The organism is Nonomuraea sp. NPDC050733 (genome assembly GCF_040654215.1).
Taxonomy (GTDB): Bacteria; Actinomycetota; Actinomycetes; order Streptosporangiales; family Streptosporangiaceae; genus Nonomuraea.
Genome location: NZ_JBFAHO010000022.1, coordinates 41,131 through 60,936 on the forward strand (window position 1 = coordinate 41,131; position 19,806 = coordinate 60,936).

Sequence of the window (19,806 nt, forward strand, 5' to 3'; positions counted from 1 at the left end):
TCTTCATCCGGGTCCGGGGGCGGGGCAGAGTGGGCCTCATGAGACCAGCGATCCTCACGACCGCACTCAGCGCCCTGCTGCTCATGCCCCTCACGGGTGGCCCGGCCTCCGCCGAGACGGCGGCTGCGCCTGTGACGCGGGCGCAGGTGACCACCACCGGCCTGCCGGACGGCTTCGCTCTGCCCGACGGCTTCCAGCCCGAGGGCATCGCGATCGGCCCCGGCCCCGTGGCCTACCTCGGCTCGCGCGCCACCGGCTCCCTCTTCCGCGCCGACCTGCGTACCGGCAAGGGGGCGGTCTTCAGCCAGGGGCCGGGCACGCCGTCCCTCGGCATCAAGGCCGACGGGCGGGGCCGCCTGTTCGTCGCCGGGGGCACCGGCGGCGACGCCCGGGTGGTGGACGCCCGCACCGGTGAGGTCCTCAGGTCGTACAAGCTGGCGAGCGCGCCCACGTTCGTCAACGACGTCGTGCTCACGGGCGGCGCCGCCTGGTTCACCGACTCCGCCGGCCCGGTCCTGTACAAGCTGCCGCTCGGCCGCGACGGCTCGCTGCCCGCCGAGGCCGTCAAGGTGCCGCTCAGCGGCGCCATCCGGTACGCCGCCGGCACCAACGCCAACGGCATCGTGCCCTCGCCGGACCGGCGGTCGCTGCTCGTCGTGCAGTCCAACACGGGCAAGCTCTTCAGGGTCGATCCGTCCACCGGCGTCACCACGGAGACGGACCTCGGCGGCGAGACGCTCCTGAACGGCGACGGCCTGCTGCTGTCGGGCCGCACCCTGTACGCGGTGCAGAACCGGCTCAACCAGATCGCCGTGGTGCGGCTCGGCCAGGACGGCTCGTCGGGCCGGGTCACGCGCCGGCTGACGGACCCGCGCTTCGACGTGCCCAGCACGGTTGCGTCCTTCGGCGACCGCCTCTACCTGCCCAACGCCCGCTTCACCACCCCGCCGACCCCGGACACCCCGTACGCGGTGGTGTCCGTCCGCGCCGGGAACTGACCGCGCCCGGGATCCGGCCGCGCGGAGGGCGTGGCCGCAACTGTGCTGTGCCGACGGGGTCAGTGGTTCCGGCGGCGTCGGTGGTAGGCGTAGGTGACGGTGGCGAGCAGTGGTCCCCACAGCAGAAGCGGGAGGTAGCAGAGGTAGAAGACCGCGGCCTCCCAGCCGCCTGCCTGTGTGGGGAAGTCCGCGGGAATGGGCTCGCCTCGAAGGGTGACTCCGGCGAACTCAGTGACGAAGGCGGCGGTCCACAAGACCGTAAGGATCACGGCGCCGAGTGTCGCGGGGATGACAGCGGCCGGCGTCGGCACTCTGCGGCCACGCAGCCAGGGAATCCAGCGCGGGAACCGCTCACCCCAGGCGGCGACCAGCCCGACGGCGGTGAACGCGACCAGCTCCGACAGGATTGACAGGAAGACGATGTACACCCGCTCGCCGACCCCGATCCCGTCGTCGAACACGGCCGGGAGCCGCCAGAGGCTGGACGGCAGCACGGTGAACGGGACGGCGTAGGCGGCGATCCGTGCCCAGCGGGGGACCCCGGCCACCGGGGTGTGGGCGGCCCTCCATGCGGTACGCAGCCGCCCGGTGATCACCGGCGAATCGGTCGGAGCGGTCATTGTCGATTCTTCTGTTCCGGCGGTCGCCGCGGGCGACGGCGCAGCGCCGCGTATCCGATCAGTTCTCGTCATGCCGCTCACGCTAGGAACGGCCGGGCCGGACTGCCTCCCCCTGGCGAGGGAGTGCCTCCGGCGAGGCGTCGGCTAACGTCGGTCGTCGTGAAGCGCCATATTGCCCAGGCCGTGCGGGCCGGGATCTACCAACTGCTGGGCGCTGCGCTACTGACGCCGGTCGCCGTGGCGCTCGGCCTGCCGATCCTGGCCGAGCTGACGCCGGGGCGCGTGCTGGTGTTGTGGGCGACGTGCCTGCCCGCCTCGGTGTTGCTCGCCATGGCGCCGCTGATGCGGCGTCTGGAGGTGGCCGCGCTGTCGGAACTGCTCGACGTCGACGTGCCGAAGCGGGCCGACCGCATCTACATGGTGGCTCTGACCAGCCTGCACCTGTACGGCGGCGCCACGCTCAGCGCGGGCGTGCTGGCGTTGTCTCCCGGGCTGGTCCCGCTCGGCGGACTGTGGCGCGAGGCGCCCGGCGACCGGGCCGAGGTGCTCCTGCTGGCCGCCGCCACGCTGGCCGCGATGGTCGCCGCGGGATTCGGCCAACGCTGGGCGGCGCGCCGGCTGCTGCGCACCGAGCCGTCCCGTGTGATCGACGAGCTCGGCCGCCGCCAGACGCTCGGCCTGGAACTGCACGACTCCGTCGGCCACGCCCTCAGTGTCGTCCTGGTGCAGGCCATGGCCGCCCAGGCGGCGCTGCAGCGAACCGAGCCTGCGCTTGCCGTACAGTCTCTCGACCATCTGACGGCGACCGCCCGCCACGCTCAGCAGGACCTCGACGTGCTGCTGAGCGTGCTCGACGACGGCATCACGGCCGAGGGCCCCACGCTGGAGGCGCTCGACACGCTCACCCGCGGCCTCGACGTGCACGCGAGCGTCGACCACCTCGACAAGATCCCGGCCGCAACCTCACGCGCGGCCTTCGCCATCGTACGGGAGGCGCTCACCAACGCCCTGCGCCACGGGCGCGGCCCGGTCACGCTCGCCCTCGCCGTCGGCGCCGACCTGATCCTGACCGTGGACAACGCGACCGCAGGCACCTCCGGCGAGCAGGGGCGCGGTCTGACCGGCATGCGCATGCGGGCCCGCCTGGCCGGCGGGACGTGCACCTGGGAGGAGGAGGGAGGGACGTGGCGCGTACAGGCGAGGCTGCCGCTGTGATCCGGGTCGTCCTGGCCGACGACGAGAAACTGATCCGTTCGGGCTGGACGACCATGCTGTCCCTCCACGACGACATCGAAGTGGTGGGTGAGGCAGCCGACGGCCGCGAAGCCGTCGAGGCCGGCGCCGGAGCCGACGTCGTGCTGATGGACATCCGCATGCCCCGCATGGACGGCCTGGCCGCGACCCAGGAGCTCGCCCGCCGCTCCCCGGCGACGCGCGTCATCGTGGTCACCACGTTCGAGAACGACCAGCTGGTCTGGGGCGCCCTGCGCGCCGGCGCCGCCGGCTACGTGCTCAAACGCGCGCCCGCCGACGAGCTGGTGGAGGCTGTCCGGCTGGTGCACACGCGCGACGCGGTGCTCTTCCCCGACGCACTGCGCCGCATCGCCTCCCCGCATCTCGGCATGGCCAAGCCGCGCGTGCCGGTCGAACTGACCCCACGCGAGCTGGACGTCCTGCGGCATATCGCGCTCGGGCAGAACAACGCAGAAATCGCGGCTACCCTGCACGTCACCAAGGAGACGGTCAAAACGCACGTCGGCAATGTCCTGGACAAGCTCGGCGCCCGCGATCGCACCCAGGCGGCCGTCCTCGCCTACGAACTCGGCCTCGTCTTCGCCGGCGCCCGAGCGCATGCCCTCAGAACGGGCGATTCCTGACGGTCATCGACCCATCCTCGCCGCCTCGGCGTGTCGCGGGAGCCCTGAGGCGGATCCCGGCCGCGCGGTGGCGCGGCCGGGAGGGGCTCGCGGCGACGTCGAGCGGGAGGCGGGTCTGACGGCGGCTCGGGCCCGCCTTGAGGCGTACGAGCGCGGTCATCAGCTCAGCGAGATGCGCCGGTCGATGGGCGTCACCCAGGCGGAGCTGGCCGAGGCGCTCGGGGTCAGCCAGGGGCGGGTCTCCCGCATCGAGAGCGGTGAGGTGTCCGGGATCGACGTGGTCCGCGCTTATGTCACCGCCCTCGGCGGCACGGTGGACATCGTCGCCACGCTGGGCGGCCGTACGTGGAAGGTGGCCTGACGCGGCCAAACCCCGGCCGCGCGGAGGGCGCGGCCGGGGCCGGTGGTTACTTCTTGATCGTGTAGCTGTCGCCGTAGACCTTCCAGGTGAGCGGCGGGTCGAGGTCGAGGTTGCCGTTCTTGAGGAAGACCCGCTGCGCCGTGTCCACGCGGCTGGTGTCCTCGTGCGCCTCCTCCGCCTTCATGGCCGCCTTGCGGGCGTCCAGGAACGCGTTGAGGTACGTCGTCTCGTTGCCGCCCTGGGCCGGGGTCTTGGCCTTGGCCAGGGCCGACTTCCTGATGCCGCCGAAGCTCAGCTTGTCGGTGCCGGGGCCGTGCATGACGATCGCGTCGTAGTAGACGAACTGGCCGAGCGCCCGCAGGCCGTCCTGCTTGGCCTGCTTGACGGCCGGGTTGAAGTAGACGCGGTCGCGCTCGTCGTTCTGGGCCTGCTGGAAGACCGCGTCCTTGGCGGCCGTCTTCCAGTCCTTGGTGAAGTTGGGGTCGAGGCCCTTGTGGGAGTCGCTGCCGTTGACCTTGCGCAGCGCGGGAAGGTACTTGGCGAGCACGTTGCCGGGCTTGCGCTCGGTGTAGAACTCGACGAGCTCCAGCATGTCGTTCGTGCCGGAGCAGAAGCCGATGATGCCGCCGGTGTAGCCGCGCCCGTCGTCGATGTCCTCGATGTAGCCGTACTGGGCCTTCCAGTCGAGCGACGAGTTCTCCGCGCTGGACACCAGCTGCATGGCGATGTCCTTCTTGTGCGGATCGGTCAGGTCGACGGGCGCCTGGAGCGTCAGCGCGAGCACGGGCGCCAGGACGGGGGCGAGGAGGGTGGTTAACACATGCGCTCCTGTGAGCCGGGGTTCGTTAGGAAGCCTTCCTAACGAACTGGACACACAGGAGTCAAGGGGTTCACCGAATCCTGTGGAGTACCGTCACGGCCGCAACGCCGCGAGCTGCTGCGCGAAGGGGACCACCGGCTCGGCGTCCGTGCTGGTCACCGTGCTGGTCAGCCTGCTGGTCCGCGCCGTGGCCGCGCGGCCCGACACCAGCTCCGCCAGCTCGCCGGCGGCCCGCCCGATCCGCTCACCGAGGACGTCCGTAAAGGCATCGCCCCCGCCGCCCCAGTCCTCCGAGGCCGCGTACACGGCCGTCGGCGCCACGATCGCGCGCAGGTACGCGAACAGGGGGCGCATCGCGTGCTCCAGCGCCAGTGAGTGCCGGGCCGTGCCGCCCGTGGCGGCGATCAGCACCGGCTTGCCCGCCAGCGCGTCCGGCTCGATGACGTCGAAGAACGACTTGAACAGGCCGCTGTAGGAGGCGGTGAAGACGGGCGTGACCGCGACCAGCCCGTCCGCACCCGTGACCGCCTCGACGGCCTCGCGCAGCCGGGCGCCGGGGAAGCCGGTGACGAAGGCGTTGGCGATGTCCACGGCCAGGTCGCGCAGCTCCACCACGCGCACCTCGACCGGGGCCGGCTCGCCCGCGCCGGTGGAGTCCTCCAGGTGGCGGCGGGCCGCCTCCAGCAGGCGGTCGGCCAGCAGGCGGGTGGAGGACGGCTCGCTGAGCCCCGCCGACACGGCGACGAGCTTCATGGTCACACTCCTGTCGTTCGCGTTCGAGGGAAAAGTCAGACGGCGGACGGCTGGGCCGCCGTACGGGAGGCGTGCGTGGGGGCGTCCGGCACGCTCTCCGGGCGGTCCTTGGCGAACTCGCGGCGCAGCACCGGCACGACCTCCTCGCCGAGGATGTCGAGCTGCTCCAGCACGGTCTTCAGCGGCAGCCCGGCGTGGTCCATGAGGAACAGCTGCCGCTGGTAGTCGCCGAAGTGCTCGCGGAAGGTCAGCGTCCGGTCGATGACCTGCTGCGGGCTGCCCACCGTGAGCGGCGTCTCGGCCATGAAGTCCTCCAGCGAGGGCCCGTGGCCGTACACCGGGGCGTTGTCGAAGTACGGGCGGAACTCGCGGACCGCGTCCTGGGAGTTCCTGCGCATGAACACCTGCCCGCCGAGGCCCACGATCGCCTGCTCCGGCGTGCCGTGGCCGTAGTGGGCGTACCGCTGCCGGTAGAGGCTGATCAGCTTGATGAAGTGGTCCTTCGGCCAGAAGATGTTGTTGGCGAAGAACCCGTCGCCGTAGTACGCGGCCTGCTCGGCGATCTCCGGGCTGCGGATGGAGCCGTGCCACACGAACGGCGGCACCCCGTCGAGCGGGCGCGGCGTGGAGGTGAAGCCCTGCAGCGGCGTGCGGAAGCGGCCCTCCCAGTCCACCACGTCCTCGCGCCACAGCCGGTGCAGCAGCGCGTAGTTCTCGACGGCCAGCGGGATGCCCTGCCGGATGTCCTGGCCGAACCACGGGTAGACCGGACCGGTGTTGCCGCGGCCCAGCATCAGGTCCACCCGGCCGTCGGCCAGGTGCTGGAGCATGGCGTAGTCCTCGGCGATCTTGACGGGGTCGTTGGTGGTGATCAGCGTCGTGGACGTGGACAGGATCAGCCGCTCGGTCCGCGCCGCGATGTAGCCGAGCATCGTGGTCGGCGACGAGGGCACGAACGGCGGGTTGTGGTGCTCCCCGGTCGCGAACACGTCGAGGCCGACCTCCTCGGCCTTGAGGGCGATGGACACCATCGCCTTGATGCGCTCGTTCTCGGTCGGTGCGCGGCCCGTGGTGGGGTCCGTGGTCACGTCGCCGACGCTGAAGACGCCGAACTGCATCTTTAGTCACCACCTATGACAGTTGAAACTTTAACAGCTACGTCAGCGCGACGGCGCCCCGGCTTATTCCACCATGATCGTGGGGCCGAGGCGCCGTCGACGGGTGGGCTCTGGCGGGTGGGGGAGAGGCCTCCCGGCGGAGTCCGTCAGGCTCCGCTCCTCGCCCTACTCGTCGTCCTCGTCCTCGTCCTCGTCGTCTTCGTCTTCGTAGCCTTCGTACTCGTAGTCGCTGAGATAGTCGTAGAGCTCGTCGACCAGGGGCGAGCCGTCGGCCCACCACGGGGTCCTGTGCATGCGCCGGCCGCCCTGGACCAGCGCGGGATCGACGGCGTCCATCCAGGGCTGGGGCCCTTCGTCCTCGAGCTCATAGTGGTCCAGCTCGGCGAGCGAGCTGATCTTGGGGACGGGGACGGTCTCCCGCTGACGCTTCACCATCCAGGTGTTGCGGAAGAAGTCGAACCGCAGGTGGTAACAGTCGTCGGTCTCGGAGAAGAGGATCGGCGGGACGAGGAAGTGCTCCGTGCCGACGGTGGCCGCCACGTCGATGTAGTTGGCGGGAATCCCGCCGGCGTTCCAGCACGCGGCGAAGTTCACCGGGGTGAGCGACTCCTTGCCCAGCACGTGGATCTGGTTGCCGCGGATCACGAACTTCTCCGGGTCGAGGACCACGTCCTGCCCGAGCATCAGGATCGGCGCCGGCATGATGTGTGCCTTGGCGAAGCTCTGCGCGCGCTCGTTGAGGTCGACGATCTCGTCGAAGCGCGTGGGGTCGAACTGGCCCAGGTCGTGGAACGGGCAGCAGACACCGTCCGTCAGCTCCGACTCGGGGAAGAGGAGGGACTTGTCGAACGGCGCCACGGCCGGCGCGGGGGCGCCGCCCTTCTCCTTGAGGAAGGCCGGGATCCAGGCGTCGTCCTCGGCCTCGATCACGGCCGGCTCACACGCGTCACGGAAAACGGTCTCGCCGAGCTTGCAGTTGAAGTAGTCGAGCAGCGTGATCGCGGCGCACTCGGCGAGCGTCAGCCCGTCGCTCTTGGCGAACCAGAAGTCGTAGCCGTTGGCGACGAAGTGCACGCCGCGGAACTGTTTATGGAGGTAGGGCTCGCGCGCGGGTCCGCGGGTGAGGCCGTTCCAGTGGGCGGCGGCGACCTGGTTGTAGCAGGCGTCGGCGTGGCGCGCCAGCTCGGGGGCGAAGACGCTCTCGCCGGTCAGGTAGCAGGCCTTGCTGAACAGCGCGCCGATCTCCGGGTCGTGGGCGACCTGGGGGTCCTCGGCGAAGATCAGCTCGGTGCGGAGGAAGACCTTGCGGCCGTCACGGAAGGGCGCGCCTTCGTGCTCGTACCGCTGGTCGAAGACGACGCAGGTGAAGCTCTCGATGTCCGCGACCGCCGCGCCTGCGGTGAGGTCGAGCGCGGGCTCCCCCGTGCCGCCGGTGAGGTAGAGCAGCACCGTGTAGCGGGAGATGTGCCCGCGTGCGGCGTCGTAGTACGGAGTGTCGCGGTGACGGTGGAAGTTGGCGTCGCCTGGCTCGAAACGGTTGCAGCGGAACACCGGGTTGACGTGCGAGAAGCCGTCGAGCATCGGCTCCGGCATCGCCTTGCGCATCGCCTCGGTGAGCGCCTCGGCGAGCAGCGCCGAATGGAAGATGAAGCGTTCGCCGCCGCGGGTGGCGGCATTGAGCGGCGGGATGTAGAGGCCGAGCGTGTCGAGACCTTCGAGGCGGGCGCGGCCGGCGTCCGGGAGCCGCAGCGACGACGCGTACGCGTCCTTGGCGAGCTCCACGGGCTCGCTCAACTCCAGCTCCAGGGGGGCGTCCGCGAACCAGCGGTCGAGCGGCACGATGTTCTCGAACGTGCGGAACGACAGCTCACGCGGATCGACGAAGACGGCGGCCAGGTGGGGCGCCAGTTCGCTGGGCCGCGCGAACCGCTCGCGCGCGCCTTCGTCGATGCGCTCGGCGTCGACGAAGCGCACCGCCTTGAAACGCGCGGTCGGGTGCCAGGAGATCCCCAGCCCGTCCAGCGTCGCGGCGGGCTCCGTGTCCGTCGCGTCGACCTCGGCGAGGTAGCGGGCGACCTCGTCCGCGGGGGCCTGACCGGCCGACAGGGCGAAGAAGCGGTCGCGGAGTCGGATGCTCACACGCTCCTCCAGAAGCTGCGCAGGGCGGCCGGAAGCTGCGGGGCGTTCGCCAGGACCTGCACACCGGCGTCCTCGACGTCGCCGCCGTAGAGGAACAGGCGCTTGAGCGAGCCGGCGAACGACGCCTCGGCCAGGGCCCGCGCCCCGGCCGGGCCGATCCGGTTGTAGCGGAGGTCGAGCTCCTCCAGCCGCTCGAGACCCGCCAGGGCGCGCACGCCCTCGGCGGTGAGCCGGTTGCACTGAAGGTGCAGGCGCCGGACGCCGCGGAAGGACGGGGACGCGCACAGGGCCGCCACGCCGGCGTCGCCGACACCGCAGTAGCGCAGGTCGAGCGTCTCGATCCGGCCGTCCGAGGTCGCGGCGGCGAGTGCCTCCGCGCCGGGATCGCCGATGCGGAGGTACGCGAGGCTGAGCTCGGTGAGCCCGCCGAGGCCGAGGTCGGCCAGGGCGCCGGCCTCGTGGGGCGGCGGTGGCAGCGGCACGTCGTGCTCGTCGAAGTCGGGCTCGTCGCTGTAGTACTCCGCGTCCTCGTCCTCCGCCTCGGCACCCGGCCTGATGCGCAACCCGGTCACCAGGCGGCCACGCAGGGCCTGTGCGATGAGCGCCGGCGCCTGCTCGGACCATTCGACGACGACCTTCACGGCGAACCCGTGCCGTCGCGTCTCGACGCTCACCCCGGGCGGCAGCTCCGCGTCCCACCGCTCCTGGTGCTCCTCCACCAGCAGATCGATCCGGCGCCTGAGGTCGTCCCGGTCGGCGGGCCGCGCGTGCGCGTGGCGGTGCTCCAGACGGATCAGCTCGCCCCGGGCATCGCCCCGGTCCCGCAGCCGGCCACCGTACGCGCCCCACGTCACCTCGTCGTCGGGGCGCTCACGTAGCCTTTGTTCTAAGGCCTTCGCTTCCATGCGGGCACTCTAGGGGCACTCACTGACAATCGGACCTCGCCGCCGTGGAGGCGCTGGTCAGGCTTCGATGGCGCTGTCGGGCTCCAGGCGGCGCTGTCCGGGCTGTGGGCGGCACTGTCCCTGCTGGTGAGCGCTGTCTAGGCGCGGGCCGCCGCGAGGGCGTTGATCGCGGCCGGTCCGAGGATCCGCTCCGGCGCCCCGTGCTCGGCCACCGTGATCATGGCCTGCCCGATCTGCTCGGTCGTCGTCACGCTCGCCGGGAACACCCTCCTGAGCAGCGGGAACAGCGGCGCCGTCACCACGTACGCCAGCCGGTACCAGCGCGTGCGCGACGTGGCGCCGTGGACCGGCTGGATGTAGCCGGGGCGGAACATGTACGCCTCCAGCGGCAGCTCCAGCAGCGCCTCCTCGGTAGCGCCCTTGACCCGCGCCCACATCGCCCGGCCGCCCGCGTCGGTCCCGGCGCCCGAGACGTACACGAAGGTCGAGCCGGGGTTGAGCCGGGCCAGCGCGGTGCCGGCCGCCAGCGTGAACCCGTACGTGACCCGCCGGTAGTCCTCCTCGCTCATGCCCGCCGAGGAGACGCCGAGGCAGAAGAAGCACGCGTCGTGACCGGCCAGCTCGTCCTCGATCGGGGTGAGGTCCAGCAGGTCGGCGTGCGTCACCTCGCGCAGCTTGGGGTGGGAGCGCCCGGTGGGGGCGCGGCCCACCGCGAGCACGGACTCCACCCGGTCGTCCTCCAGGCACTCCCGCAGCACGCCCTGCCCGACCATGCCGGTCGCGCCGAAGACGATGACTTTCATCCGGGCTCCGTTCCGAGCGGAATGTCACGCGCTCGTACCGATCATCCCAGGCTCGGCGCCGTCCGGCACCCCACCCCTGGGCCGCGACCGGGGGGACCCCGGCCCGGTGGCCGGTAAAGACGGCCGGATCCGGCCTGTGCGCGGGCCATCCCCGCGGCGCGCCTTCTCGCTCATCATGGGCGCATGTCACCCGAGGCGATTCACCAGCAGCAGCGGCTCGCCGATCCCCCCGAGCCCACGTCCGAGCCCGCTTCCGTGCCGACCGTCGAGCCCCCGGCCGAGCTCCCCGCCGGCCCCGGCGCCACCCGCCGCCGTCGCGTGGGCGCCCGCGTCCTGGTCGCCGGCCTCGCCGCCGTCGCGCTGACCGCCGCCGGCGTCGCCGTCTTCCAGTACGCCCGCGCGCACGCCCCGCGTCCCGCGGACGGCGGCACCCCGCCCTGGCCGGTCCCCGCCGACCCGATGCCCGGCATCAGGGCCGCCGGCCTGACCCCCGGGCCGATGGGCCACGCCGAGCACTACCACGCCCACCTCAGCGTCTTCGTCGACGGCGAGGAGGTCGAGGTGCCCGCCGACATCGGCATCGTGGACGAGGAGATGACGCCCCTGCACACCCACGACGACCGCGGCGTCATCCACGTCGAGCCGCACACCAAGGGCGAGTCCTTCACCCTCGGCCAGGTCTTCCAGCAGTGGGGCGTCACGCTGTCGGCGGACCGGATCGGCGCGCTGAAGGCGGACGCCGGCCACACGCTGACCGCCGAGGTGAACGGCCGGGCCGTCGCGGGCGACCCCGCCGCCATCGTCATCAAGGCCCACGAGCAGATCTCGCTCGTGTACGGCAAGCCGGACCCCTCCTTCAAGGCGCCCTCGACCTTCACCTTCAAGCCGGACGAGTGAGCGTCGTGGCCTCCGGGGAGGGCGGGCGCGCCCTTCCCGGCAACGGTCACGTAACGCCATTGCATTATTAATAAAATACCAATAATGTCTCCCACCAAGCCGGAACCCGAGGTCAGGCGTTCCGTTGGAAGGGAGTCAGCATGGGATCGAAGATCTCCCGGGCGGCGAGGATCGCGGCCGCGGCCGCCGCGATCGGCCTCGCCGCGGCGTGCGGCGGAGGCGGTGAGCCGGTCGGCACGCCGGCGGGCGGCGGAGCGAGCGGCGATCCGGCCAAGCCGGTGACGCTCACGTTCTGGTCGTGGGTGCCCGACATCCAGAAGGCGGTCGACCAGTTCAACGCCTCCCACCCCGGCGTCAAGGTCAACCTGGAGACCATCACCCCCGGCCCCGACGGCGGATACGCCAAGATGCTCGCCGCGGTGAAGGCGGGCAACGCCCCCGACGTGGCGCAGGTCGGCTACGACTCCCTGCCCTCGTTCCTCGTCAACGGCGCGCTGCAGGACGTCACCGAGTACGCCGGGGACGACGCGGCGAAGTTCGTCGACTGGCAGTGGCAGACCGGCGTCTTCGGCGGCAAGGTCTACGCGATCCCGCAGGCCAGCGGCCCGATGGGCTTTTACTACCGCAAGGACCTGTTCGACAAGTGGGGCATCGAGGCGCCCAAGACCTGGGACGACTTCGCCGCGGCCGCCGCGACCATCCGCAAGAAGGACAAGGACGCCTACATCTCCACGTTCGCCGCCAACCAGGCGCCGTGGCTGATCTCCCTGGCGCAGCAGGCGGGCCAGCAGTGGTTCGGCACCGAGGGTGACTCCTGGAAGGTCACCATCGACAACCCCGACACCCGCAAGATGGCCGCCTTCTGGCAGAAGCTGCTGGACGACAAGGTGCTCAAGACCGAGGCCGACCTGTCCAACGCCTGGTACAAGGACCTGCAGACCGGCGGCATCGTGGGCTGGATCGGCGGCTCCTGGGGCGACGCGATCATCCGCGGCAACGCCCCCGGCACCTCCGGCAAGTGGGCCGTCGCCCCGATGCCGCAGTGGCCCGGCGCCACGGCGTTCACCTCGGCGAGCTGGGGCGGCGGCTCCTCCTCGGCGATACTCAAGGGCACGAAGAACCCCGCCGCGGCCACCGAGTTCGCGGTCTGGCTCAACAGCGACCCGCAGAGCGTCAACACGCTCCTGTCCGCCGGCTACGGCTGGCCGTCGGTCAAGGACACCAGCAAGGTCACCAACCTGCAGAAGGACGACACCGTCTTCCCCTTCTACGGCGGCCAGAACATCTGGGACGTCTTCAAGGAGTCCGACGCGGCCGTGACCACGGACTGGCGCTGGCCGCCGGTGAGCGACGCCCTCTACGCCACGCTCACCGACAACGCCAAGGCCGCCGTCCAGGGCCAGGGCACCCTCACCGACGCCTTCGCCAAGACCCAGCAGGCGATGGTCGAGCAGCTCAAGGCCAAGGGCCTGAGCGTCGTGACGGGCGGCTGACGGTGGCGGGGGTGCTGCAGCGGACACCGGCGGGCACGACGGGCACGACGAGCACGTCCCGGCGGCGCCCCCGCCGTCCCCGGGCGCACGTGGCGGTCTTCGTCGTGCCGTTCTTCGTCGCCTTCGCGCTCTTCTACCTGGCGCCGATCGGCTACGCCGTCCACCAGAGCTTCTTCCGGCTCACCAGCAGCGGCCTCGGGCTGACCGAGCCGGTGCTGGAGTTCGCCGGCCTGGGCAACTACGCCGCCGCGCTCACCAGCGAGGCGTTCGTGGCGAGCATCGGACGGGTGCTGGTGTTCAGCCTCGTCGAGGTGCCGGTCATGGTGGTCGCCGCCCTGGCGCTGGCCCTGCTGCTCGACTCGGCGCGGGCCCGGTTCCGGGCGTTCTTCCGGGTGTCGTTCTTCCTGCCGTACGGCGTGCCGGGCGTGATCGCCTCGCTGCTGTGGGGCTTCCTGTACGTGCCGCAGACGAGCCCGCTCATCGACGTGCTGGCCGCGGCGGGCCTGCCGCACGACTTCCTGTCGCCGCAGACGATCCTGCTGTCCATCGCCAACATCGCCACCTGGCAGTTCGCCGGCTACAACATGCTGGTGCTGATCGCCGGGCTGCAGGCCATCCCGCAGGAGCTGTACGAGGCGGCCCGCGTCGACGGGGCGAGCGAGCTGCGCATCGCCTGGCACGTCAAGGTGCCGCTGGTGCGGGCGCCGCTGATCCTCATCACGGTGTTCACGCTCATCGGCACGCTCCAGCTCTTCGTCGAGCCGCTCATCCTCAAGCCGCTGACCACGGCCATCAACAGCGACTACACGCCCAACCTGGCCGCCTACAACCAGGCTTTCGGGCAGGCCAACATCCACCTCGCCTCGGCGGAGGCCACCCTCATCGCCATCATGGCGTTCGTGATCTCCTTCGGCTTCCTCCGGCTGGTCAACAGGAAGGGGCGGAGGGCGTGGTGACCCGGATGAGGCCGGCCACGGTGGTGGTGCTGGCGCTGCTGTTCGCCGCGGCCGTCTACTTCCTGCTGCCGGTCGTGTGGGTGCTCGTCGCGTCGACCAAGAGCACCGCCGACCTGTTCGGCACGTTCGGCCTGTGGTCGCCGCGCCCTCAGCTCGGCGCCAACCTCGGCCGCCTGTTCGGCACCGGCGACGGCCTGTTCGGCCGCTGGATCCTCAACAGCTTCCTGTACGCGGGCCTCGGCGCCCTGGCCGCGACCCTGCTGTCGGCCGCGGCCGGCTACGCCCTGGCCAAGTACCCCTTCCGCGGCCGGGAGGCCCTGTTCAACCTCGTCCTGGCGGGCGTGCTGGTGCCCTCGACCGTGCTGGCGCTGCCCACGTACCTGATCTTCAGCGAGGCCGGCATGACCGGGTCGTTCTGGTCGGTGCTGCTGCCCAGCGTGGTCAGCCCGTTCGGCGTCTACCTCGCCCGCATCCACGCCCACGCCGCCATCCCCGACGCGCTGCTGGAGTCGGCCCGGCTCGACGGGGCGGGGGAGTACCGCATCTTCTTCCGCATCGGCCTGAAGATCATGAGCCCGGCGCTGGTGACGATCTTCCTGTTCCAGTTCATCGGCATCTGGAACAACTACTTCCTGCCCCTCGTCATGCTGTCGGACCAGCGGCTCTACCCCGTCACGCTGGGCCTGGCGCTGTGGAACTCCCAGACCTTCCGCGACCCGGCCTTCTTCGAGCTGACGGTCACCGGAGCCGCCGTGTCCGCCCTCCTCCTCGTCCTCACCATGGCCTCGCTCCAGCGTTTCTGGCGCGCCGGCCTGACCGCAGGGAGCGTCAAAGGTTGAACATCCTGCCCGTGCTCAACGACCGGATCGGCTTCGGCGCCGACTACAACCCGGAGCAGTGGTCGCCCGAGGTGTGGCGCGAGGACGTCCGCCTCATGCGCGAGGCCGGAGTCAGTGTCGTCACGCTCGGCATCTTCTCCTGGGCGAGCGTCGAGCCCGCGCCCGGCGCGTACGACTTCGGCTGGCTGGACGAGGTCATGGACCTGCTCGGCGCGGCCGGCATCGCCGTCTCGCTGGCCACCGGCACCGCCTCGCCGCCCGCGTGGCTGTCCCGGCTCCACCCCGAGACGCTGCCGGTCAACCGCGACGGCGTGCGCCTGTCGCCCGGCTCGCGCCAGCACTACTGCCCCAGCTCCCCGGTCTACCGCGAGGCCGCCGCCGGCCTCGCCGAGCGGATGGCCGAGCGCTACGGCACGCACCCCGCGCTCGCGCTCTGGCACGTCGGCAACGAGTACGGCTGCCATGTCCAGGAGTGTTACTGCGACGTCTCCGCCGACGACTTCCGGCGCTGGCTGCGCGAGCGCCACGGCGACCTCGACGGGCTCAACGCCGCCTGGTCCACCACGTTCTGGTCGCAGCGCGTCACCGACTGGGCCGAGGTGCTGCCGCCTCGCACCGCGCCCACCCTGCGCAACCCCGCCCAGGAGCTCGACTACCGGCGTTTCAGCTCCGACGCGCTGCTCGCCTGCTACCGGGCCGAGCGGTCCGTCCTGCGCGAGCTCACCCCCGGCGTGCCCGTCACCACCAACATCATGGGCATGTGGGAGCCGGTCGCCGACTACGCCTCCTGGGCCCCCGACTTCGACCTGGTCGCGCTCGACCTCTACCCCGAGCCGAAGGACCCGGCCGCCGCCGTCGACGCCGCGTTCTTCCACGACCAGATGCGCTCGCTCGGCGGCGGCCGGCCGTACCTCATGATGGAGACCGCGACCAGCGCCATCAGCTACCGGCCGCCCAACCGGCCCAAACGGCCCGGCCTCAACCGGCTGTGGAGCCACCAGGCGGTGGCCCGCGGCGCCGACGCCGTCATGTACTTCCAGTGGCGGGCCTCGCTGGGCGGCGCGGAGAAGTTCCACTCCGCGGTCGTCTCCCACGGCGGCCCGCACGACCGGATCTTCCGCGAGGCCGCCGCGCTCGGCGCCGAGCTGGGCGGGCTGGACGGCGTGGCCGGCACGCGTGTGCCCGCCGAGGTGGCCGTCGTCTTCGACTACGCCAACTGGTGGGCGCTGGAGCTCGACGCCCGGCCCGCCGAGCTGCGCGTGCCCGAGCGGGTACGCGCCCACTACGCGCCGCTCTGGCACGAGAACGTCACGGTCGACGTGGTCCCGCCCGCGGCCGGCCTGTCCTCGTACAAGCTGGTGATCGTGCCCAACCTCTACCTGTGCGACGACGCGGCGGCCGAGGGCCTGCGGCGGTACGTCGAGGACGGCGGCCACCTGCTGATGTCGTTCTTCAGCGGGATCGCCGACGACTGCGACCGCATCCGGCCCGGCGGCCACCCCGGCGCCTTCCGCGACCTGCTCGGGCTGCGCGTGGAGGAGTTCTGGCCGCTCAGCGACGGCGAGCGGCTCGGCCTGTCCACCGGCGGCACCGCCGACCTGTGGGCCGACCACATCGTGCCCGAGGGCGCCGCGGTCCTGGCCGCCTACACCGACGGCCCGCTCGCCGGTCTCCCCGCCGTCACCCGCCACGCCTACGGCCGGGGCAGCGCCACCTACCTCGGCACCCGCCCCGGCGAGCATGTCATGCGCGACCTCGTCCGCGACACCCTGCGCCTGGCCGGCGTCGAGCCCGTCCTGCCCGGCCTGCCCGCGGGTGTGGAGGCGGTCCGGCGCGGCGGCCACGTGTTCCTGCTCAACCACAACGACCATCCCGTACGCGCGGCCGGCGCCGAGCTGGCCCCGCTCGACGTCGCCGTCGTCCCCCTCGGGGAGGCGGAGTGAGCGGCCGGTTCGCGGGCCGGAGCGCCGTCGTCACCGGCGGCGCCTCCGGCATCGGCGCGGCGACCGCCCGCCGGCTCGCCGCCGAGGGCGCGTCCGTGCTCGTGGTGGACGTCGCGCCCAAGGGGACGGTGGAGGAGGCCGGCTACCTGCGCGGCGACGTGGCGGCCGAGGAGACCTGGGACCGGGTCGCCGCCCGGGGCCCCTTCGACGTGATCGTGAGCAACGCCGCCGTCGCCGAGGTCGCGCCCGCGCACGAGACGAGCCTGGAGTCGTGGAACCGGCAGCTCGGCGTCGGCCTCACCGCCGCCTTCCTGGCCGCCCGCCGGCTGCTGCCCCCCATGGCCGCCACCGGCGGCGCCATGGTGATCACCTCCTCGGTGCACGCCGTCGTGGGGCTGCCGGGCCATCCCGCGTACGCCGCCGCCAAGGGCGGGCTGACGGCGCTCACCCGGCAGCTCGCCGTCGAGTACGGCCCGGCCGTGCGCGTCAACTGCGTGCTGCCCGGCCCGATCATGACCAGGGCGTGGGATCGGGTGGACGAGCGGGGCCGCGCCGACAGCGTGCGCGCCACCGTGCTCCGCCGGTTCGGCACCCCGGAGGAGGTCGCCTCGGTCATCGCCTTCCTCGCCTCCGAGGAGGCGTCGTTCGTCACCGGAGCCTGCCTCACGGCCGACGGCGGCTGGAGCATCGTGAAGGAGTCGGCGTGATGGCCGCCTACAGCGGGCGCGGCCTGCACGGGCAGACCGTCGAGGCGATCGCCGCCATGATCTTCGGCGGCGAGTTCAAGGAGGGTGACGCGCTCGACGTCGTGGCCCTCCAGGAGCGGCTCGGCGTCAGCTCCACGGCGCTGCGCGAGGCGATGAAGGTGCTGACCGCCAAGGGACTCATCGGGGCCAGGCCCAAGCTCGGCACCCACGTGCGGCCCCGCGCCGACTGGAACCTCCTCGACGGCGACGTCATCCGCTGGAAGTTCGCCGGCCGCCCCGACCCCGGATTCCTGCACGACCTGCATGAGCTGCGCTCGATCGTCGAGCCGTCGGTCGCCCGGCTCGCCGCGCGCCGCCGCACGCCCGAGCAGTTGGAGGAGCTGCGGGAGGCCCTCGACCGCATGGCGGCGGCGGACGATCCCGTCGCGGCCGACCTCGACTTCCACCGGGTGCTGCTCGCGGCGGGCGGCAACGAGCTGCTCGTCCGCATGGACGTCGTCATGGGCGCCGGCCTGGCCGGCCGCGACCGGCTCGTCCACGCCTCCAACGGCGGTGACGACCCGGTGCCGAGCCACCTCGCGGTGCTGGAGGCGATCAGCCGGGGCGACGCGGAGGCGGCCGAGGCGGCGATGCGCGACCTGCTCGCCAAGGCATGGCGCGACGTGGAGGAGCTGCTGTGAGGCCGCGCGACGTGGAGGAGCTGCTGTGAGACCGCGCGACGTGGAGGGGTTGTTGTGAGACGGCGGCCGGGAAGGACCGGTATGGGGGAGCAGGCTTGAAGATCGCCAGGATCGAGACGTTCCTGGTCCCGCCGCGGTGGCTGTTCTGCCGCGTGGAGACGGACGACGGCGTCGTCGGGTGGGGCGAGCCGGTCGTGGAGGGCAGGGCCGAGGTCGTCCGCGCCGCGGTCGACGTACTCGCCGAGTACCTCGTCGGCCAGGACGCGCTGCGCATCGAGGACCACTGGCAGGTGCTCACCAAGGGCGGCTTCTACCGGGGCGGCCCCGTCCTGTCCAGCGCGGTGGCCGGCCTCGACCAGGCGCTGTGGGACATCGCCGGCAAGCACTACGGCGCGCCCGTGCACGAGCTGCTCGGCGGCCCGGTCCGCGACCGCGTCCGCGTGTACGCGTGGGTCGGCGGCGACGACCCGGGCGAGCTGCGCGAGGAGATCGACAAGCAGGTCGAGGCGGGGTTCACCGCCGTCAAGATGAACGGCTCCGGCCTGCTGCCGCGTCCCGTCACCGGCGCGGACCTGGCAGCCGTAGTCGCCCGCGCGGAGGTCGCCCGAGCCGCGCTCGGCCCCGGCCGCGACTTCGCGATCGACCTGCACGGGCGGGCCTCCGCGGCCGACGCCCGGCGCATCATGGCGGCCGTCGCGCCCCTGCATCCCATGTTCGTGGAGGAGCCGCTCGCCCCGGGCCTGCTGCACCGGCTGGGCGACCTGACCGCCGCCACCGAGGTGCCCGTCGCGCTCGGCGAGCGCCTCTACTCACGCTCCGACTTCCTGCCGGCGCTCACCTCCGGCCTGGCGGTGGCCCAGCCCGACATCTCCCACGCCGGGGGCGTCTCGGAGGTCCGGCGCATCGCCGCGCTCGCGGAGACGTTCGACGTGCAGATCGCGCCGCACTGCCCGCTCGGCCCCATCGCGCTGGCCGCCAGCCTCCAGGTGGGCTTCGCCACGCCCAACTTCCTCATCCAGGAGCAGAGCGCCGGCATCCACTACCACCAGGACACCGAGTTCCTCGACTACGTGCTCGACCCGGCGCCGTTCGCCTTCACCGCGGGCCACGCCCACCGCACGTCGCTGCCGGGGCTCGGGGTGGTGGTGGACGAGCGGGCCGTACGGGACGCGGACCGCCGCCCGCACGCCTGGCGCAACCCGGTGTGGCGGCACGAAGACGGCTCGATGGCGGAGTGGTGACGACCATGGATCTTCTCGACCTTCTGCGCCGGAGGCGGTTGCTGGCCATCGTGCGCGGCCGGGACCCGGAGGCCGCGGTCCGTACCGCGCACGTCCTCGTGGAGGAGGGGATCGACGTCCTGGAGGTGTCGCTGAGCGGCGCCGGGGCACTGGAGGTCATCGCCCGCGTCCACACGGAGCTGGGCCGGTCCGTCACGCTGGGGGCGGGCACGGTCCTGACGGAGGCGGAGGCGGACGCGGCCCTGGCGGCGGGGGCGCGTTTCGTGGTGACGCCCGCGCTGAGCGCGGGGGCAGCCCGCGCCCTGTCGCTGGGGGTGCCCGCCCTGGTCGGGGCGCTGACGCCCACGGAGGTGTGGCAGGCGTGGGAGGCGGGGGCCACGGCCGTCAAGGTCTTCCCCGCCTCGCTGGGCGGCCCCGGCTACCTGGCGGCGCTGCGAGACCCGTACCCGTCGATCCCGCTGGTCCCGGTCGGCGGGGTGACGGCCGCCCAGATCCGCCCGTACCTGGCGGCGGGGGCACCGGCGGTGGGCGTCGGCTCGCCCCTCACGGGCGACGCCCCGCACGGCGGCGACCTGGACGCCCTCCGCACCCGCGCCCGCCACTTCCGGCAGGAGGCGGCGACGCCATGACGGCCCGCGCCGACGGCCCCGGCCATG

At 72.3% G+C, this 19,806-nt stretch carries 20 protein-coding genes; 13 read left to right on the forward strand and 7 right to left on the reverse strand.

Features of this window, described 5'->3' with window-relative positions; translation table 11 throughout:
• Positions 1-38: 38 nt before the first annotated feature.
• On the forward strand, positions 39-998 hold the full coding sequence (locus tag AB0H64_RS28505; RefSeq protein WP_357630468.1) for a superoxide dismutase: 960 nt from the start codon (positions 39-41) through the stop codon (positions 996-998).
• A 59-nt stretch (positions 999-1,057) separates the two neighbouring features.
• Here the strand turns inward: AB0H64_RS28505 and AB0H64_RS28510 are convergent, their stop codons facing one another.
• Entirely contained in the window at positions 1,058-1,618 is a 561-nt protein-coding gene (locus tag AB0H64_RS28510; RefSeq protein WP_357630470.1) for a hypothetical protein, read from the reverse strand.
• 159 nt (positions 1,619-1,777) lie between these two features.
• Here AB0H64_RS28510 and AB0H64_RS28515 point away from each other — a divergent pair, with 159 nt between their 5' ends.
• The 3 genes from AB0H64_RS28515 to AB0H64_RS28525 all read left to right on the forward strand — a co-directional run bounded on the left by AB0H64_RS28515 (position 1,778) and on the right by AB0H64_RS28525 (position 3,856).
• Positions 1,778-2,833 carry a histidine kinase gene (locus AB0H64_RS28515; protein ID WP_357630472.1) on the forward strand — a complete coding sequence of 352 codons (1,056 nt, stop codon included), beginning with the start codon at positions 1,778-1,780 and terminating at the stop codon, positions 2,831-2,833.
• Positions 2,830-3,495, forward strand: a complete 666-nt coding sequence (locus AB0H64_RS28520; protein ID WP_357630474.1) for a response regulator transcription factor — start codon at positions 2,830-2,832, stop codon at positions 3,493-3,495. Before AB0H64_RS28515 ends, AB0H64_RS28520 begins: the two co-directional genes overlap by 4 nt.
• A 67-nt stretch (positions 3,496-3,562) precedes the next feature.
• Positions 3,563-3,856: a helix-turn-helix transcriptional regulator gene (locus AB0H64_RS28525; RefSeq protein WP_357630477.1), complete on the forward strand. Its 294-nt coding sequence runs from the start codon at positions 3,563-3,565 to the stop codon at positions 3,854-3,856.
• Between the two features lie 46 nt (positions 3,857-3,902).
• Here the strand turns inward: AB0H64_RS28525 and AB0H64_RS28530 are convergent, their stop codons facing one another.
• The 6 genes from AB0H64_RS28530 to AB0H64_RS28555 all read right to left on the reverse strand — a co-directional run bounded on the left by AB0H64_RS28530 (position 3,903) and on the right by AB0H64_RS28555 (position 10,394).
• Positions 3,903-4,676 (reverse strand): chitosanase, encoded by a 774-nt coding sequence (locus AB0H64_RS28530; protein WP_357630479.1) that lies wholly within the window; start codon positions 4,674-4,676, stop codon positions 3,903-3,905.
• Positions 4,677-4,769: 93 nt separating this feature from the next.
• Positions 4,770-5,429: an FMN reductase gene (locus tag AB0H64_RS28535; protein ID WP_357630482.1), complete on the reverse strand. Its 660-nt coding sequence runs from the start codon at positions 5,427-5,429 to the stop codon at positions 4,770-4,772.
• A 35-nt stretch (positions 5,430-5,464) separates the two neighbouring features.
• The gene (locus AB0H64_RS28540; protein ID WP_357630485.1) at positions 5,465-6,547 is read right to left on the reverse strand and encodes an LLM class flavin-dependent oxidoreductase; all 1,083 of its coding nucleotides are present in this window, start codon (positions 6,545-6,547) and stop codon (positions 5,465-5,467) included.
• A gap of 165 nt (positions 6,548-6,712) precedes the next feature.
• Complete coding sequence (locus AB0H64_RS28545; RefSeq protein WP_357630488.1) at positions 6,713-8,686, reverse strand: hypothetical protein; 1,974 nt, start codon at positions 8,684-8,686, stop codon at positions 6,713-6,715.
• A complete protein-coding gene (locus AB0H64_RS28550; RefSeq protein ID WP_357630490.1) occupies positions 8,683-9,591 on the reverse strand; it encodes a hypothetical protein in 909 nt (302 codons plus the stop codon). Before AB0H64_RS28550 ends, AB0H64_RS28545 begins: the two co-directional genes overlap by 4 nt.
• A 137-nt stretch (positions 9,592-9,728) precedes the next feature.
• Positions 9,729-10,394 carry an NAD(P)H-binding protein gene (locus AB0H64_RS28555; protein WP_357630492.1) on the reverse strand — a complete coding sequence of 222 codons (666 nt, stop codon included), beginning with the start codon at positions 10,392-10,394 and terminating at the stop codon, positions 9,729-9,731.
• A gap of 183 nt (positions 10,395-10,577) precedes the next feature.
• Between AB0H64_RS28555 and AB0H64_RS28560 the strand changes: the two genes are divergently transcribed.
• From AB0H64_RS28560 to AB0H64_RS28600, 9 genes are all read left to right on the forward strand, one after another.
• On the forward strand, positions 10,578-11,291 hold the full coding sequence (locus AB0H64_RS28560) for a hypothetical protein (protein ID WP_357630494.1): 714 nt from the start codon (positions 10,578-10,580) through the stop codon (positions 11,289-11,291).
• A 140-nt stretch (positions 11,292-11,431) separates the two neighbouring features.
• Positions 11,432-12,784 carry a sugar ABC transporter substrate-binding protein gene (locus tag AB0H64_RS28565; protein ID WP_357630497.1) on the forward strand — a complete coding sequence of 451 codons (1,353 nt, stop codon included), beginning with the start codon at positions 11,432-11,434 and terminating at the stop codon, positions 12,782-12,784.
• A gap of 11 nt (positions 12,785-12,795) precedes the next feature.
• Positions 12,796-13,740 (forward strand): sugar ABC transporter permease, encoded by a 945-nt coding sequence (locus AB0H64_RS28570; protein ID WP_357630500.1) that lies wholly within the window; start codon positions 12,796-12,798, stop codon positions 13,738-13,740.
• A gap of 5 nt (positions 13,741-13,745) precedes the next feature.
• Complete coding sequence (locus AB0H64_RS28575) at positions 13,746-14,579, forward strand: carbohydrate ABC transporter permease (RefSeq protein ID WP_357630503.1); 834 nt, start codon at positions 13,746-13,748, stop codon at positions 14,577-14,579.
• Positions 14,576-16,522, forward strand: coding sequence for a beta-galactosidase (locus tag AB0H64_RS28580; protein WP_357630505.1), 1,947 nt, complete (start codon positions 14,576-14,578; stop codon positions 16,520-16,522). The genes AB0H64_RS28575 and AB0H64_RS28580 overlap by 4 nt, the downstream gene beginning before the upstream one ends.
• Positions 16,519-17,229: an SDR family oxidoreductase gene (locus tag AB0H64_RS28585; protein WP_357630508.1), complete on the forward strand. Its 711-nt coding sequence runs from the start codon at positions 16,519-16,521 to the stop codon at positions 17,227-17,229. Before AB0H64_RS28580 ends, AB0H64_RS28585 begins: the two co-directional genes overlap by 4 nt.
• A complete protein-coding gene (locus AB0H64_RS28590) occupies positions 17,229-17,909 on the forward strand; it encodes a FadR/GntR family transcriptional regulator (RefSeq protein ID WP_357630671.1) in 681 nt (226 codons plus the stop codon). The genes AB0H64_RS28585 and AB0H64_RS28590 overlap by 1 nt, the downstream gene beginning before the upstream one ends.
• Positions 17,910-18,004: 95 nt before the next feature.
• Positions 18,005-19,150 carry a galactonate dehydratase gene (dgoD, locus tag AB0H64_RS28595; RefSeq protein WP_357630510.1) on the forward strand — a complete coding sequence of 382 codons (1,146 nt, stop codon included), beginning with the start codon at positions 18,005-18,007 and terminating at the stop codon, positions 19,148-19,150.
• Between the two features lie 5 nt (positions 19,151-19,155).
• Positions 19,156-19,779, forward strand: coding sequence for a bifunctional 4-hydroxy-2-oxoglutarate aldolase/2-dehydro-3-deoxy-phosphogluconate aldolase (locus AB0H64_RS28600; protein WP_357630513.1), 624 nt, complete (start codon positions 19,156-19,158; stop codon positions 19,777-19,779).
• Positions 19,780-19,806 lie beyond the last annotated feature (27 nt).